At 73.0% G+C, this 13,301-nt stretch carries 11 protein-coding genes; 4 read left to right on the plus strand and 7 right to left on the minus strand.

The window, feature by feature from the left end; all coding sequences use genetic code 11:
- The first annotated feature begins 78 nt into the window (after positions 1–78).
- On the plus strand, positions 79–861 hold the full coding sequence (locus ACIBQZ_RS24020; RefSeq protein WP_396090999.1) for a hypothetical protein: 783 nt from the start codon (positions 79–81) through the stop codon (positions 859–861).
- Between the two features lie 46 nt (positions 862–907).
- Here ACIBQZ_RS24020 and fusA read toward each other — a convergent pair whose 3' ends face one another.
- Positions 908–2,824: an elongation factor G gene (fusA, locus tag ACIBQZ_RS24025; RefSeq protein WP_396091000.1), complete on the minus strand. Its 1,917-nt coding sequence runs from the start codon at positions 2,822–2,824 to the stop codon at positions 908–910.
- A gap of 360 nt (positions 2,825–3,184) precedes the next feature.
- Here fusA and ACIBQZ_RS24030 point away from each other — a divergent pair, with 360 nt between their 5' ends.
- Complete coding sequence (locus ACIBQZ_RS24030) at positions 3,185–5,272, plus strand: MMPL family transporter (protein ID WP_396091001.1); 2,088 nt, start codon at positions 3,185–3,187, stop codon at positions 5,270–5,272.
- A gap of 18 nt (positions 5,273–5,290) precedes the next feature.
- A complete protein-coding gene (locus ACIBQZ_RS24035) occupies positions 5,291–5,740 on the plus strand; it encodes a YdeI/OmpD-associated family protein (RefSeq protein ID WP_396091002.1) in 450 nt (149 codons plus the stop codon).
- 3 nt (positions 5,741–5,743) lie between these two features.
- Here the strand turns inward: ACIBQZ_RS24035 and ACIBQZ_RS24040 are convergent, their stop codons facing one another.
- From ACIBQZ_RS24040 to ACIBQZ_RS24050, 3 genes are all read right to left on the minus strand, one after another.
- Positions 5,744–6,322, minus strand: a complete 579-nt coding sequence (locus tag ACIBQZ_RS24040) for a hypothetical protein (protein ID WP_396091003.1) — start codon at positions 6,320–6,322, stop codon at positions 5,744–5,746.
- A gap of 2,187 nt (positions 6,323–8,509) precedes the next feature.
- Positions 8,510–9,418, minus strand: coding sequence for a MerR family transcriptional regulator (locus ACIBQZ_RS24045; RefSeq protein WP_396091004.1), 909 nt, complete (start codon positions 9,416–9,418; stop codon positions 8,510–8,512).
- 87 nt (positions 9,419–9,505) lie between these two features.
- On the minus strand, positions 9,506–11,182 hold the full coding sequence (locus tag ACIBQZ_RS24050) for a diguanylate cyclase (protein WP_396091005.1): 1,677 nt from the start codon (positions 11,180–11,182) through the stop codon (positions 9,506–9,508).
- 204 nt (positions 11,183–11,386) lie between these two features.
- Here ACIBQZ_RS24050 and ACIBQZ_RS24055 point away from each other — a divergent pair, with 204 nt between their 5' ends.
- Complete coding sequence (locus ACIBQZ_RS24055; RefSeq protein WP_396091006.1) at positions 11,387–11,974, plus strand: hypothetical protein; 588 nt, start codon at positions 11,387–11,389, stop codon at positions 11,972–11,974.
- Here the strand turns inward: ACIBQZ_RS24055 and ACIBQZ_RS24060 are convergent.
- The 3 genes from ACIBQZ_RS24060 to ACIBQZ_RS24070 are packed head-to-tail and all read right to left on the minus strand — an operon-like array spanning position 11,971 to position 13,264.
- Positions 11,971–12,318: a thioredoxin family protein gene (locus tag ACIBQZ_RS24060; RefSeq protein ID WP_396091007.1), complete on the minus strand. Its 348-nt coding sequence runs from the start codon at positions 12,316–12,318 to the stop codon at positions 11,971–11,973. The genes ACIBQZ_RS24055 and ACIBQZ_RS24060 overlap by 4 nt on opposite strands.
- The gene (locus ACIBQZ_RS24065; RefSeq protein WP_396091008.1) at positions 12,300–12,680 is read right to left on the minus strand and encodes a MerR family transcriptional regulator; all 381 of its coding nucleotides are present in this window, start codon (positions 12,678–12,680) and stop codon (positions 12,300–12,302) included. Before ACIBQZ_RS24065 ends, ACIBQZ_RS24060 begins: the two co-directional genes overlap by 19 nt.
- A gap of 53 nt (positions 12,681–12,733) precedes the next feature.
- The gene (locus ACIBQZ_RS24070) at positions 12,734–13,264 is read right to left on the minus strand and encodes a GNAT family N-acetyltransferase (RefSeq protein ID WP_396091009.1); all 531 of its coding nucleotides are present in this window, start codon (positions 13,262–13,264) and stop codon (positions 12,734–12,736) included.
- Positions 13,265–13,301: the final 37 nt, after the last annotated feature.

Consider the following 13,301-nt stretch of genomic DNA (forward strand, 5'->3'; position numbering starts at 1 on the left):
TCTCCAGGGCGGCTTTCCGGCGGCGGCCGGGGCCTGCCGGGGGTGTTCACCGTAGCCGCACAGTGACAGCATGTATCAATGCGCCGCGGCCCTCGTGACTTCCCGAGCGAGACCCGACGCTGGTTCGCGCCGCCCGAGCAGAGCCCGCCGCGGCAGCTCGCCGCCCGCTGGGCGCCCAGCCGGATCACCGGCTGGGCGGACGCCCGCTTCGACGAGATCGCCGGTGCCCTCCGCGGCGTGCTGTGGCGCTTCGTCGAGGGCGTCGCCGGCACGCTGTATCCGAGCCTCGGCCCCGCGGTCGCCGCCGCCGGCCGGGTCGCCAAGTGGGGCCCGGTGCTGCTCGGGCTCAACGACGGCCGTGCCGCCGACGTGAAGATCGGCCTGATCGGCTCCGAGCACCTCGGCCTCTGGACGGTGCTGCGCACCCGGCTCGGCCAGTCCGACTTCGGGCCGCGGCCCGGCTGGTGCGTGGACCTGCCGGTCGGGCCGAACGGCGGCTTCGGCGCGGAAGGGATACGCGACAGCGCCCGGATCATCTCCGGGATCGAGACGGTCAAGCCCACCGACGTGGCGCCGCTGCTGCTCGCCGTGCCGCACCCGGGCGCCACCACCCGGCTGCTGGCCCGGGTCGACGTGCGGCGCCGGTCCGGGGTGGTGGCGGTCGACGCAGGCGACGGGTACTGGCTGCGCCGGCTCTTCTTCACCGTGGCCTCCCCGGCGCACTGCGGCGCCGGCCACCACGAGACGTTCCGGGTGGTGTGCCCGGTCTGCGGCCGGCGCCGGCTCGCCCAGTTCCGCGGCTTCGATGTCTGCTCGGACTGCGGCTGGCTGCACACATCCTCCGGCCAGGACCGGCTCTAGCAGCGACGGGCCCGGAGCATGCGCCCTGGGCCCGTGCTCAGCCCACCTACGCCGCCGGTTGGTAACCCGCCGGCCGGGTGGTGCAGGTGCCGCGCCCGTGCGTCCGGCTGCGCAGCTGCGTCACGTAGCCGAACAGCTCGGCCAGCGGCACCACCGCGGTCACCGCCCGGCCCGTCGAGCCGGTCACCTGGCCGCGGCGGGCGGCCAGGTCGCCGAGCACCGCGCCCAGCGCCTCCTCCGGCGCGGCGACGGTCACCTCCACGACCGGTTCGAGCAGGGTCATCGTCGCGGCCCGCAGCGCCGCCCGCAGACCCAGCCGGCCCGCCGTGCGGAACGCCAGCTCCGAGGAGTCCTTCGGGTGGGTCGCGCCGTCGGTGACGGTGACCCGTACGCCGACGACCCGGTGCCCGCCCAGCGGACCGGCCGCGAGCGCGTCCCGGCAGCCGGCCTCAACCGCGCGGAGGTACTCGCGCGGCACCCGCCCGCCGGTCACGGTGGACCGGAACTCGAAGCCGTCGCCCGGCAGCGGCGCCACGTCGAGCACCACGTGGGCGAACTGCCCGGCGCCGCCGTCCTGCTTGACGTGCCGGTAGAGCAGGCCGGACACCCCGCGCACGACGGTCTCCCGGTACGCCGCCTGCGGCCGTCCCACGGTCACCGCGAGCCCGGTGGCCAGCCGCAGCTTCTCCACCGCCACCTCCAGGTGCAGCTCGCCCAGGCCGGACAGCAGGGTCTGCCCGGTCTCGGGATCGGCGCGCAGGGCCAGCGACGGGTCCTCCTCCACCAGCCCGGCCAGCGCCCCGGCCAGCCGCTGGGTGTCGGCGGACCGCTTCGCCTCGATCGCCACGGAGACCACCGGCTCGGCGGTGGCCGGCGCCTCGAGCAGCACCGGCGCCGCCCGGGTGCTCAGTGTCGTGCCGGTCCGCGCCGCCTTGACGCCGACCACGGCGACGATGTCACCGGCCACCGCCCGGTCGACCTCGGTGTGCCGGTCGGCCTGCACCCGCAGGATCCGGCCCACCCGCTCGGCGCGGCCCGCGCCCGCGTCCCACACGACGTCCCCCTTGCCCAGCGTGCCGTCGTAGATCCGCAGATAGGTGAGCCGTCCGGTGGGCGCGGTGTGCACTTTGAACACCAGCGCCGCCAGGCTGCCCGCCGCGTCCCCGCCGGGCGCCGGCAGGAAGTCGACCACCGCGTCCAGCAGCGGCTCGACGCCCCGGTCCCGGTACGCCGCCCCGCACAGCACGACCACCCCGGCGCCGGAGAGCGTGAGCTCCCGCAGCGCCCGGCGCAGCGTGTCCTGCGAGACGGCGCCGAGTTCCTCCAGCACGTCGGGGTGCAGCTCGGCCACCGCCTCCTCGAGCCGCTGCCGGGCCGCCCGCGCCGCCGGATCCGTGGCCGCGCGCTCGGTCAGCATCCCGTCGACCCAGGTCAGCGCCCGCATCCGGAGCAGGTCGACCACGCCGGTGAAGTCACCCTCGCGGCCGATCGGCAGCTGCACCACCAGCGGTGGCACGCCCAGCCGGTCCCGGATCGAGGCCACCGCGGTGTCCAGGTCCGCGCCCGGCCGGTCCAGCTTGTTGACGAACGCGATGCGCGGTACGCCGTACCGGTCGGCCTGGCGCCACACGGACTCGCTCTGCGGCTCCACCCCGGCGACGGCGTCGAAGACCGCGACCGCGCCGTCGAGCACCCGCAGGGAGCGCTCGACCTCGTCGGCGAAGTCCACGTGCCCCGGGGTGTCGATCAGGTTCAGCCGGTGGCCGGCCCAGTCGCAGCTGACGGCGGCCGCGAAGATGGTGATGCCACGGTCACGCTCCTGCGGGTCGAAGTCGGTGACGGTCGTCCCGGTGTGCACCTCGCCCCGTTTGTAGGTGGCGCCGGTGACGTAGAGGATCCGTTCGGTCAGGGTGGTCTTGCCGGCATCAACGTGCGCCAGGATGCCGAGATTGCGGACACGCATGGTGGTGATCCTTCGATCGAGCCGTACTTCGGACGGGCGCCTGCCCGACCGCGGCACAGAGCGAGCGGTCAGGAACGTCCAGCACCGGCGGCGCAGCCGGGGCTGGGCACGGCGGACACGAGGATCAGCTCGAAGAGCGACGAGGGCACGACGACGGCGGTGCGGTAGCGCACGGCGGTCTCCCCTCTGGTCGCGATGTTCGTGATCAGGTTAGGGATCCCGGACCGGCCGGGAAACCGATATACCCATGGGCCGATCAGCCGATCTCGCCCCGGAGAAATCCCTGACCTGTCGGTCTTCGGCTTTTCCGGCAGGTCCGGCGGTCCTAGGCTCCGGGCAGGACTCCACGGGGGTGACGTGATGGCCAAGCTGGTCTGTGGACGCTGGAGCAAGTGGGTGGTGCTGGCCCTCTGGGTGGTGGTGCTCGTCATCGCCGCGCCGATGGCCGGGAAGCTGACCGACGTGCAGCAGAACGACAACGCCGCCTGGCTGCCCGGCGACGCCGAGGCCACCAAGGTCTCCGAACTGCAGGCCGCCTTCCAGGCCGACGACATCGCGCCCGCGGTCATCGTCTACGAACGCCGCAGCGGCATCACCCCGGCCGACACCGCCAAGGCCACTCAGGACATTGCCGCGCTGGGCCGGGTCGAGGGCGTCGCCGGCGAGGTCACCGGTCCGCTGCCGGCGCAGGACGGCGAGGCCCTGCAGACCCTGGTCCCGATCCGGATCGATCAGGACGGCTGGCAGAAGATCGTCGACGTGGTGGCCGAGCTCCAGGACGTCACCGGCGCCGGGACCGGCGGGCTGTCGATCCGGTACGCGGGACCGGCGGCGGCCGCCGCGGACAGCGCCGAGGCGTTCGAGGGCATCGACAGCACGCTGCTCTACACGACGCTCGCGATCGTGGCGATCATCCTGCTGATCACGTACCGGAGTCCGGTCCTCTGGCTGTTGCCCATCGCGACCGCCGGGGTCGCGCTGACCGCCTCCCAGGCGGTCATCTACCTGCTGGCGAAGCACGCCGGGCTGGTGGTGAACGCGCAGAGCGCGGGCATCCTGACCGTGCTCGTCTTCGGCGCCGGCACCGACTACGCGCTGCTGCTGGTCGCCCGCTACCGCGAGGAGCTGCGCCGGCACCACGACCGGCACGAGGCGATGGCGCTCGCGCTGCACCGGGCCGGCCCGGCGATCATCGCCAGCGCCGCCACGGTCGCCGTCGGCATGTCCTGCCTGACCCTCGCCGAGCTCAACTCGACCAGCGGCCTCGGCCCGGTCGCCGCGATCGGCGTGGCGGTCGGGCTGACCGCGATGATCACCCTGCTGCCGGCCCTGCTGGTCATCTTCGGCCGCTGGCTGTTCTGGCCGGTCCGCCCGGCCGAGGGCAGCGCCGATCCCACCGCCACCGGCATCTACGCGCGGCTCGGCAACCGGATCGCCCGCCGGCCCCGGTTCGTCTGGATCACCACGGTCGCCGTGCTCGCGGCCATGGCGGCGGGCCTGTTCCAGCTCGACGCGAACGGCCTGAGCCAGGCCGACCAGTTCGTCAGCAAGCCGGCCTCGGTGCGCGGCGAGGCGGCGCTGGCCCGGCACTTCCCGGCCGGCCAGGGTCAGCCGGTGGTGGTGATCGGCCAGGCCGGCGCGGCCGCGCAGATCCGCTCGGCGGTCGCCGGCACGCCCGGCATCAGCTCCGCGGCCGAGCCCGTCATCCGCGGCGACCGGGCGCTGATCGAGGGCGTGCTCAGCGACCCGCCGGACAGCGACGCGGCGATGGCCACCATCAAGCGGCTCCGCGCCACCGTGCACCCGGTCGGCGACGCGCAGGTCGGCGGCCTGACCGCGATGACGCTGGACATCAACGAGGCCAACGACCACGACAACCGGCTGATCATCCCGCTGGTCCTGCTGGTGGTGCTGGTGATCCTCGCGCTGCTGCTGCGCGCGATCGTCGCCCCGCTGCTGCTGATCGCCACCGTGGTGCTGTCCTTCGCCGCGGCGCTGGGCGTCAGCGCGCTGGTCTTCCGCCACGTCTTCGGCTTCAAGGGCGCGGACACCTCGTTCCCGCTGTACGTCTTCGTGTTCCTGGTCGCGCTCGGCATCGACTACAACATCTTCCTGATGACCCGGGTCCGCGAGGAGGCCCAGGTGCACGGCACCCGGCGGGGCGCGCTGATCGGCCTCGCCGCGACCGGCGGCGTGATCACCTCCGCCGGGGTGGTGCTCGCGGGCACGTTCGCCGCGCTCGGCAGCCTGCCGCTGGTGGCGTTCGCGGAGATCGGCTTCGCGGTCGCGTTCGGCGTGCTGCTGGACACCCTGGTCGTCCGCTCGGTGCTGGTGACCGCCCTCAACCTGGACATCGGCCGGCGGATGTGGTGGCCGGGCCGGCTGGCCCGGGTGCCCGACGAACCGGTCGTGGCCGAGCCGGAACGAGATCTCGAGCCGGCCCGCTGAGCGGTAGATTCCCTGGTCATGAGGTTTCACGCGGAGCTGCGGGCGACCGGCGGCAACACCACCGGCTTCCTGGTCGACAACAAGCTGGTGGCCGAACTCGGCGGCGGCGGCCGGCCCAAGGTGGTGGTGACGATCAACGGCGTCACGTGGCGCAGCTCGATCGCCCGGATGGGCGGCGAACACTGGCTGGGCGTCAGCGCGGAACGCCGGGCGGCCGCCGGCATCGCGGCGGGCGACCAGCTCGACGTGCAGGTCGAGCTGGACACGGCGGTCCGCGAGGTGGAAACCCCGGCGGATCTCGCGGCGGCGCTCGCCGCGGAACCGGCCGCGCAGGCGTTCTGGGACGGCCTGTCGTACAGCGCCAAGAGCTGGCACGTCCTGCAGGTCACCGGCGCGAGAACGGCGGAGACCCGCACCCGCCGGGTGGCGAAGTCGGTGGCGCTGCTGCGGGAGGGCCGCGCCCGCTGACCGCTACTGCCCGCCAACCCGCTTGATGGTGGTGCCGACGAGCTTGGCCCAGTCGGCGGCGAACTGCGGGTTGGCGCTCACCTCGGACTTGCCGAGCCGGTAGATCGCGTACTGGTCGACCAGCACGACGTTGCCCCGGGCCAGCGCGGCCACAGCGACATCGGCGGTGGCGGGGTGCGCCTTGTCGTACTGCTTGTTGCGAGTGGTGACAAACCCTATCCAACCACCCTCCTCCAGCGGCGCGGTCCGCGCGGTCTCGGTGTACGCGGGCTCCTCCCGGTCACCGGTCTTCGCGGGCCGCGACACACTGGCCGGACAGGCATCGGCAACGGCACGCAGGGTGGCGAGCGCGGTCGCGGCGGAAACGGCATCCTCGTAGACGAGCGCGTACTGGGTGAGGCTCTGCACCCCCTCGGTGCCCTCGTCGGACAACGGCGCCGAGACAAGCTGCGGACTACCCGGAATACCGGCCGGCGCGGTGTCGGCCCCACAGATGCTGACCAGCTGGTTGGGCGCGGCCGACTCGGCGGGCGCCTTCCAGGTCGGCCCCACCTCGGCGGCCTTGAGCAGGGCATTCCGCATGACATCAACGCTGACAACGGTGCCATCGGAATCCGGCGAGTCGTCCGACGAACACCCGCCAAAGGCAGCGACGGCACACAAGGCAACGACCGCCCGAACGACCCGGTTCACAACCATCCGGCCATGATGGCAGACGCCCGGCGGTCACCCACAGTCACGGACGCAGGGTGCCTCCGGGGTGACGCAGAGTGGCCCGCAAGGCGCGTCTTGGGGGTCGGGTCTCCGGCTCTCGCCGTTCCTCGCCGTTCCTTGCCGTTCCTTGCCGTTCCTCGCCGTTCGTTCGCGGGAGTCGCCGCCCGCCCCGGGGAGGGGCGGGCGGCGAGGACACGTCCCCCTCGGCCGCATCCAAGCAACCAGAACCCGGCGCGGGCCTGGTTGATACGCGCGCGAGTGTCAGGAAGCCGATCCGGGCCTCGTCGTGGTCCTGGGCGGGCACGCACCGACCGGCTCGTGCGCTCGGTCCGCAGAAACTGGCGGACTCCAACGGCGACTCCAGAAATGGCATGATCGCCTGCGGGGCCGGGGCCGAAAATTGTCGGTGGGCCGCGGGAAGATGGATCCATGCGGCAGCTCCAATTGTTCACCTCGGCCGAGTTGGCGGTCATGCGCGACCGGACCAGATCGCGCAATTACTCACCCGAGTGCGAGGCATTCCGCCGCGACCATCAGCGCCACCGCAATTGGGGCCTGGCCCGCCGCCACGCAGAACGCCTCCACCGCGTGCGAAACAGACCGGACGGTTCCCGACCGCCACAACCCCCGGTCCGGTCGACGCCGCCGCCGCGGGCCGACGTGGCTCCGAGCCGGGGCGCGGCATCACAGTCGCCACCACCGGCCCGGCCGTCGCTCTCACCGTCGCTCTCACCGTCGCTCTCACCGTCGCTCTCACCGTCGCTCGATTCGTCGGGACCGCCTCCGGACCGGCCATCGGAGCCGTCAGCCCAACCGTCGGGATCGTCCACGGTCCGGCCGTTGGTCTTGTCGCGGCTCGGGTTGTCGGGGTCGTCTTCGGGTCGTCCGTCGGAGTCGTTGGCGGTCCGGTCGCCGGGATCGTCTGTGGTCTGGCCTTCGGTCTCGTCGCTGCTCGGTTCGTGGGGGTCGCTTTCGGATCGGCTGTCGGGGTTGTTGCCGGTCGGGTTGTCGGGGTCGTCCGTGGTTCGGCCGTTGGTCTTGTCGCGGCTCGGGTTGTCGGGGTCGTCTTCGGGTCGGCCGTCGGAGTCGTTGCCGGTCCGGCCGTCGGGGTCGTCCTCGCTCCGGCAGCCGCGATCGTCCTCCGACGATCACCGGCGCCAGGGGACATGGCTGCAAGCTGTCGCTGCGGGGGAGCACGCTCGGAGTCGTATTACTCGCCATTCGCGGAACCCCGCGACATGGCGATGGTATTTCCTTCGAAAACGAGCATGGATGCCCGATAGGGGCACAAGTGATCTTCACCGACCCGAAAGGCGTGTCCTTTACCCTCAGCGCTGGGCATCATTTACTCACGGCATCTGCAAATGCATTCTGACTGACGCAGGCTGCATCCATGCCGACATATCCGGATGCGGTCGTGGTCGACGCGCAGCCCGCAGGATGAGGGCACCGCCGTTCTCAGCTGGGCTGACCCGCTGACCCGCTGACCCGCTGACCCGCTGACCCACCGGCCTGCTGGCCCGCTGGCCTGCTGGCCCGTCGGCCCGTCGGCCCGTCGGCCTGCTGGCCTGCTGGCCTGCTGGCCTGCTGGCCTGCTGGCCTGCTGGCCTGCTGGCCCGTCGGCCTGCTGGCCCGTCGGCCTGCTGGCCCGTCGGCCTGCTGGCCCGCTGGTCCGCTGGCCTGCTGGCCCGCTGGTCCGCTGGCCTGCTGGCCCGCTGGTCCGCTGGCCTGCTGGCCTGCTGGTCCGCTGGTCCGCTGGTCCGCTGGTCCGCTGGTCCGCTGGCCTGCTGGCCCGTCGGCCCGTCGGCCTGCTGGCCCGTCGGCCTGCTGGCCCGTCGGCCTGCTGGCCCGTCGGCCCGCCGGCCTGCTGGCCCGTCGGCCCGTCGGCCTGCTGGCCCGTCGGCCCGCCGGCCTGCTGGCCCGTCGGCCCGCCGGCCTGCTGGTCCGCTGGCCCGCTGGTCCGCTGGCCTGCTGGCCCGTCGGCCCGTCGGCCCGTCGGCCTGCTGGCCCGTCGGCCGGCTGAGGCACGGAGGGCTGCCTGGTGACGCGGTGGTTTCACTCGGGTTGATCGGGTTGTGAGGGCGTGGCTGGGCGGCCGGATCGCAGTGCAGTCAGGAACCAGTTGGTCACCGGGCCCAGCCGTTCCGGGGATGGCCAGCCGTTCACCGCTGAGAGCAGTTCGCGGTAGCGCTCGTGGCGGGGGTCGCCGGCCGTTTCCAGCTGTGCCGTCAGTCCTTCCTGGTCCGGGTACCTCGCCAGCACCGCCCTCACGATCGATTCCGCCGCTGGTGATCTCGGGTTGATTCCGGCTGTCAGCGCCGGTTCTGCCTTGTCCCGGACCGTGGCGATCGGGTCTCGGCGCAGCGTGGTCGGGTCGCGGAGGGCTGCGTGCTGCTCGGCGAGCAGGCGCATCACGGTTCGGAAGGACGGGTTGCGGCTCAGTGCGGCCAGTTCGAGCCATGCTTCGAGCTGCGTGGTGTCTGGTTCGTCGGGCAGTTCCGGGGTGAGTGATCTGGCGATGCCTTCGAAGCCGTCCAGGCCGTCGAAGGTCTGGTCGAGGAAGTCGTCGATCAGGGCGTCGCGTTCCCGGGCTGAGAGGCCGGCCAGGTTGTGCATGCGCTGGAGTTCCTGCTGGGTTGCGCCGTGCCGGGATGCCGCCGTCAGCACCGCTCGGCGCAGGCGCAGGGTGCGGATCTGGACGTCCAGGGCTTCGGCGTGGGCGGTGGTGACCTCGGCCAGGGTGGTTTCGCGGTGCAGGACGCGGCGGATCGTGGTCAGGTCCAGGCCCAGGTCGCGCAGCGTGCGTACCAGGTCCAGGCGGGCCACCGCGGTGGCCGACCAGCGGCGGTGGCCCGCCGGGCTGCGGCCCTCGGGTGGCACGATGCCGCGGTCCGCGTAGTGCCTGACGGTTTTGACCGTCAGGCCGGTTCGCCTGGCCAGTTCCCCGATCGAGAGGAGTTCCATGGGCCCAGCCTGCTGTCTCCCCCAGTGGGAGACACAAGTCGGCCGCCGAGCCCACCGCGTCCCGGACCCCGACGGCGGGCACGGTGATCAGGCCGCGGCGGAACCGGCCTCGACCCGGTTGCGGCCGCGGTGCTTGGCGTCGTAGAGGCGCTGGTCGGCCAGGGTCAGCGCGGCGGTCAGGTCGCCGCCGGCGGGCACCACGGCCACGCCCAGGCTGATCGTCACCGCCAGGCCGGGCTGCAGCCGGTCCCACGGGTAGCCGGCCACCTGGGCGCGGAGCAGCTCGCAGCGGGCCTGGGCGTCGGCCAGGCCGAGACCGTCGAGCGCGATCAGGAATTCCTCGCCGCCGAACCGGGCGACCAGGTCGTTGTCGCGGACGGTGTCGCGCAGGACGGCGGCGATCTGCCGCAGCACCTCGTCGCCGACGAAGTGGCCGAAGCGGTCGTTGACCCCCTTGAACAGGTCGACATCGGCGATCGCGACACACAGCGGGCCGGCCTGGGCGGCCAGCTCGGGCAGCCGCAGCTCGGCGCAGCGCCGGTTCGGCAGGCCGGTCAGCGCGTCCTCGGACGCCTGCCGCTGCCAGCTGAGGTTGGCCGCCTCCAGCTCGGCGCTGCGGACCCGGTGCAGCTCCGCCTCGAGCCGGGCGTTGTTTGTCTCCAGCCGGGCGTTGTCCAGCTCGAAGCCGTGCACCGCCATCCGGGCCCGGGCGGCGGCGACCTGGTTGTGCGCCTCCCGTTCCAGGGTGTGGAACGAGCGGTAGTGCCCGAGCGCCGCGGCGAAGTCACCGAGCTGCTCGTACGCGTCCGACAGCTCCCGGTGGATCTCCATGGCCATCGGCTTCTCGCCGGCGTCGACGGCCCGGTCCAGCGCCACCAGCAGCCCCTCGACCGCGGCGGCGCACTCGCCCCGCATGAGCCGTACGTGTGCCTGGTGCTGCCACGCGGCGGACTCCAGCGACCGGTAGCCGTGGATGACGGCGATCGCCCGGGAGTCGTCGATCAGCCGGGCGGCCTCGGTGAAGTCGCCGGCGAGGGCCAGCAGCATCCCGTAGTTGTCCAGGCAGATCGACTCCCGGAACGGGTTGCCGGCCGCCCGGGCCAGCCCCAGCGCCTCGTCGACCAGGCCGAGCGCCCCGCGCAGGGTCTCCTCGGCGCGGCCCGGGTCACCCTCGGCCCGCAGCCGGGCCACCTGGTAGACCGCGTTGTCGCCGACGTTGTTGAGGATGCAGAACCGGGCCTCGGCGTCCATGCCGTCGACCATGGTGAGCGCGCGCATCAGGTATTCGGTGCTCAGCTCGCGGTTGCCCATGCTGCCGTGCACGACCCCGGTGCGGTTGTGCACCCAGTAGAGCAGGTCGCGGTCGCCGAGCCGCTGGGCGAGGCCACGGCCGCGGGCCAGCACGTCGAGCGCCTCCTCGTGCATGCCCAGCTCGTTGAGCGGCATCGCCTGCAGCGTCAGCACCTCGCAGATGCCGGCCTTGTCGCCGATGCTCTCCAGCGCGGCGACCGCCTCGCGGCAGGCGGTGACGGCCTCCTCCTGGTGACCGAGGCGCAGCAGCTGGTTGGCCAGCGAGTGCAGCGCCCGGGCCTGACCGGCGGGATGGCCCGAGGCGGCGGCGAGCGTCGCGGCCTGCCGGGCCACGCCGGAGCCGGCCCGGTAGTCGCCCACCAGCCGGTACTCCTCGGCCAGGTCGAGCAGGACGCCGACCTGCACGACGGCCGGGTCGGCCGGGCGCTGCTCGGCGAGGCTGGTGCCGGTCATGCCGCGCCCCTCTCCCGCATCGGGGCCGGGAGGGCCACCGATCAGGAGACCTCATCGCCGCGCCGGGGCCCGGCCTGAGAGATTCGGGCCACGGACCTCACCGACCGACGTGACGGCACGTTTCCGGGATTACCGGCGATCACCGGTTTCCTACTGTGAGTGGCACGCCCGGTTCGGGTGTCACGACAGGCCCGGAGGCCCGCCATGAAGCTCCACCCCACCGTCCTCGTCCTCGCCGGCACCGCTCTGCTCGGCCTGACCGGCTGCGGCGCGGTCGGCACCACCTCGAGCCCGGACACCACCACCGCCGTCTCCGCCGGCCTCGGCGAGCCGGAAGCGGACGACGACGCCGCCGAGGCGCCGGCCGGCACGTCCACCGCGACCACGAAGAAGCCGAAGCACCCGGGCACCGCAACGCCGTGGCCCACGCCGACGACGCACGCGCCGAAGCCGCGCGGCCCGCGCGTCGTGTCGTTCGAGGTGGTGCAGAAGCCCAAGTGCGCCGAGGGTACGGCGGTCCGCCGCGCCGAGGCCGTCCCGCTGATCATCAAGTGGAAGGTCGCCGGCGCCGACTCGGCCGCGCTGTCGGTCGACGACCCGACCGGCACGCCGGGCACGTACGGCCCGGTCGACCGGGAGGGCACCCAGGAGTTCATGTTCTCCTGCGGCGGCGAGGTCGGCTCGTTCGAGACCCACACGTACGCGATCTACACGGTCGGTGGCGGCGCCCAGAAGCACAAGACCCTCAAGGTCTCGGCCAAGGTGATGGACAAGGGCATCGGCTCGAACTAGCGGTTGGCGTACGTCTCGAAGCCCCCGGCCAAGGCCGCGCGCAGGTGCGCCTTGGGCCGGGCGCCCACCAGCGAGTGCACCACCACACCGTTCCGGAAGAACAGCAGCGTGGGCATCGACAGCACCCGGTAGTCGCGGGTGGCGACCGGGTTCTCGTCCGCGTTCAGCTGCGCGATCACCAGCTTGCCGGTGAACTCGCCGGCCAGCTCGGCCAGCGTCCGGGCGACCGGCCGGCAGGGCGGGCACCACTCGGCCCAGAAGTCCACCACGATCGGCAGCGGGTTGCCGAGCACCAGCTCGGCGAAGGTGTCGTCGGTGACGGTGGTCAGCGCATCCGTGGGCATCGGCTCTCCCGTTCCTCGATGGCCTGGGCGAGCTGCCCGCGCAACCGGTCACGGACGCCGGCGAGCTGCTCCAGGTAGGTCTCGACCTCGGCGAGCTTGCGGCGCAGCACCGCCACGGAATCCGGGCAGACGTGCCCGGTGGCGTTGCCGGCCCGCAGGCAGGCCACGAACGGCCGGATGTCGTCGAGCCCGAACCCGACGGCCAGCAGCGCCCGGATCTCGTGCACGACCCGCAGCTCGGCCTCGTCGTAGCGGCGGTAGCCGTTGGCGTCCCGCTGCGGCTCGACCAGCCCGTGCTGCTCGTAGTAGCGCAGCGTGCGGGTGCTCGTGCCGGCCCGTTCGGCCAGCTCCCCGATCAACATCCGGCTCACCTCGTTCGTTGGTCCGCCTCGCACGGTAGGCCTTGCCACCGGCGTCAAGGCAAATGCTTGCGCATCCGGACCAGCGGTACGCCGACACCGCCGGCCGTCTCCGTCAGGTGCTCGACGACGACGAAGCCGGCGGCCTCGTACAGCGGCCGCCCCGCCAGCGTGCCCATGAGCTCCAGCGTGGTGAAGCCCTCGGCGGCGGCCGCGGCCTCGCACCGGTTGAGGACCAGCCGCCCGACCCCGCGCCGGGCGAAGCCGGGGTGGGTGTACATCGCCCGTACCTTGGCCGGGTCCCGGGCGGGGTCGAGCAGCGCCGGGTCCCGGCCGCCGGAGTGGTCGCCGCCGTAGAGGGTGGCCCGCCGGCTCCAGCCGCCGCAGCCGGCGAGCGCACCGCCGGACTCCACCACGAAGTACGTGCCGTCGTTGATGAGCTGGGTGTCCAGCCCCATGATCGAGCGGCTGGCGGCGATCTGCGCCGGATCGAGGAACCCCTGCTGGAGTTCCCCGATCGCGGCGTCGATCAGCGGCCGGAGCCGCGGCAGATCTTCGGGTGTCGCCACCCGGCTGGTCAGCGTCATGCCACCAGTCTGCCCAGCGGTGTCACCGGCGGGGCGA

The sequence above is a fragment of the Actinoplanes sp. NPDC049599 genome (genome assembly GCF_044465625.1).
GTDB lineage: Bacteria > Actinomycetota > Actinomycetes > Mycobacteriales > Micromonosporaceae > Actinoplanes.

Bases quoted from the DNA above. Each gene is read 5' to 3' on its own strand.
- ACIBQZ_RS24045 (WP_396091004.1), bottom strand. From the start codon at position 9,418: ATGGAACTCCTCTCGATCGGGGAACTGGCCAGGCGAACCGGCCTGACG.
- fusA (WP_396091000.1), bottom strand. From the start codon at position 2,824: ATGCGTGTCCGCAATCTCGGCATCCTGGCGCACGTTGATGCCGGCAAG.
- ACIBQZ_RS24065 (WP_396091008.1), bottom strand. From the start codon at position 12,680: ATGTTGATCGGGGAGCTGGCCGAACGGGCCGGCACGAGCACCCGCACG.
- ACIBQZ_RS24035 (WP_396091002.1), top strand. From the start codon at position 5,291: ATGAGGTTTCACGCGGAGCTGCGGGCGACCGGCGGCAACACCACCGGC.
- ACIBQZ_RS24070 (WP_396091009.1), bottom strand. From the start codon at position 13,264: ATGACGCTGACCAGCCGGGTGGCGACACCCGAAGATCTGCCGCGGCTC.
- ACIBQZ_RS24050 (WP_396091005.1), bottom strand. From the start codon at position 11,182: ATGACCGGCACCAGCCTCGCCGAGCAGCGCCCGGCCGACCCGGCCGTC.
- ACIBQZ_RS24055 (WP_396091006.1), top strand. From the start codon at position 11,387: ATGAAGCTCCACCCCACCGTCCTCGTCCTCGCCGGCACCGCTCTGCTC.
- ACIBQZ_RS24020 (WP_396090999.1), top strand. From the start codon at position 79: ATGCGCCGCGGCCCTCGTGACTTCCCGAGCGAGACCCGACGCTGGTTC.
- ACIBQZ_RS24030 (WP_396091001.1), top strand. From the start codon at position 3,185: ATGGCCAAGCTGGTCTGTGGACGCTGGAGCAAGTGGGTGGTGCTGGCC.
- ACIBQZ_RS24060 (WP_396091007.1), bottom strand. From the start codon at position 12,318: ATGCCCACGGATGCGCTGACCACCGTCACCGACGACACCTTCGCCGAG.
- ACIBQZ_RS24040 (WP_396091003.1), bottom strand. From the start codon at position 6,322: ATGCGGAATGCCCTGCTCAAGGCCGCCGAGGTGGGGCCGACCTGGAAG.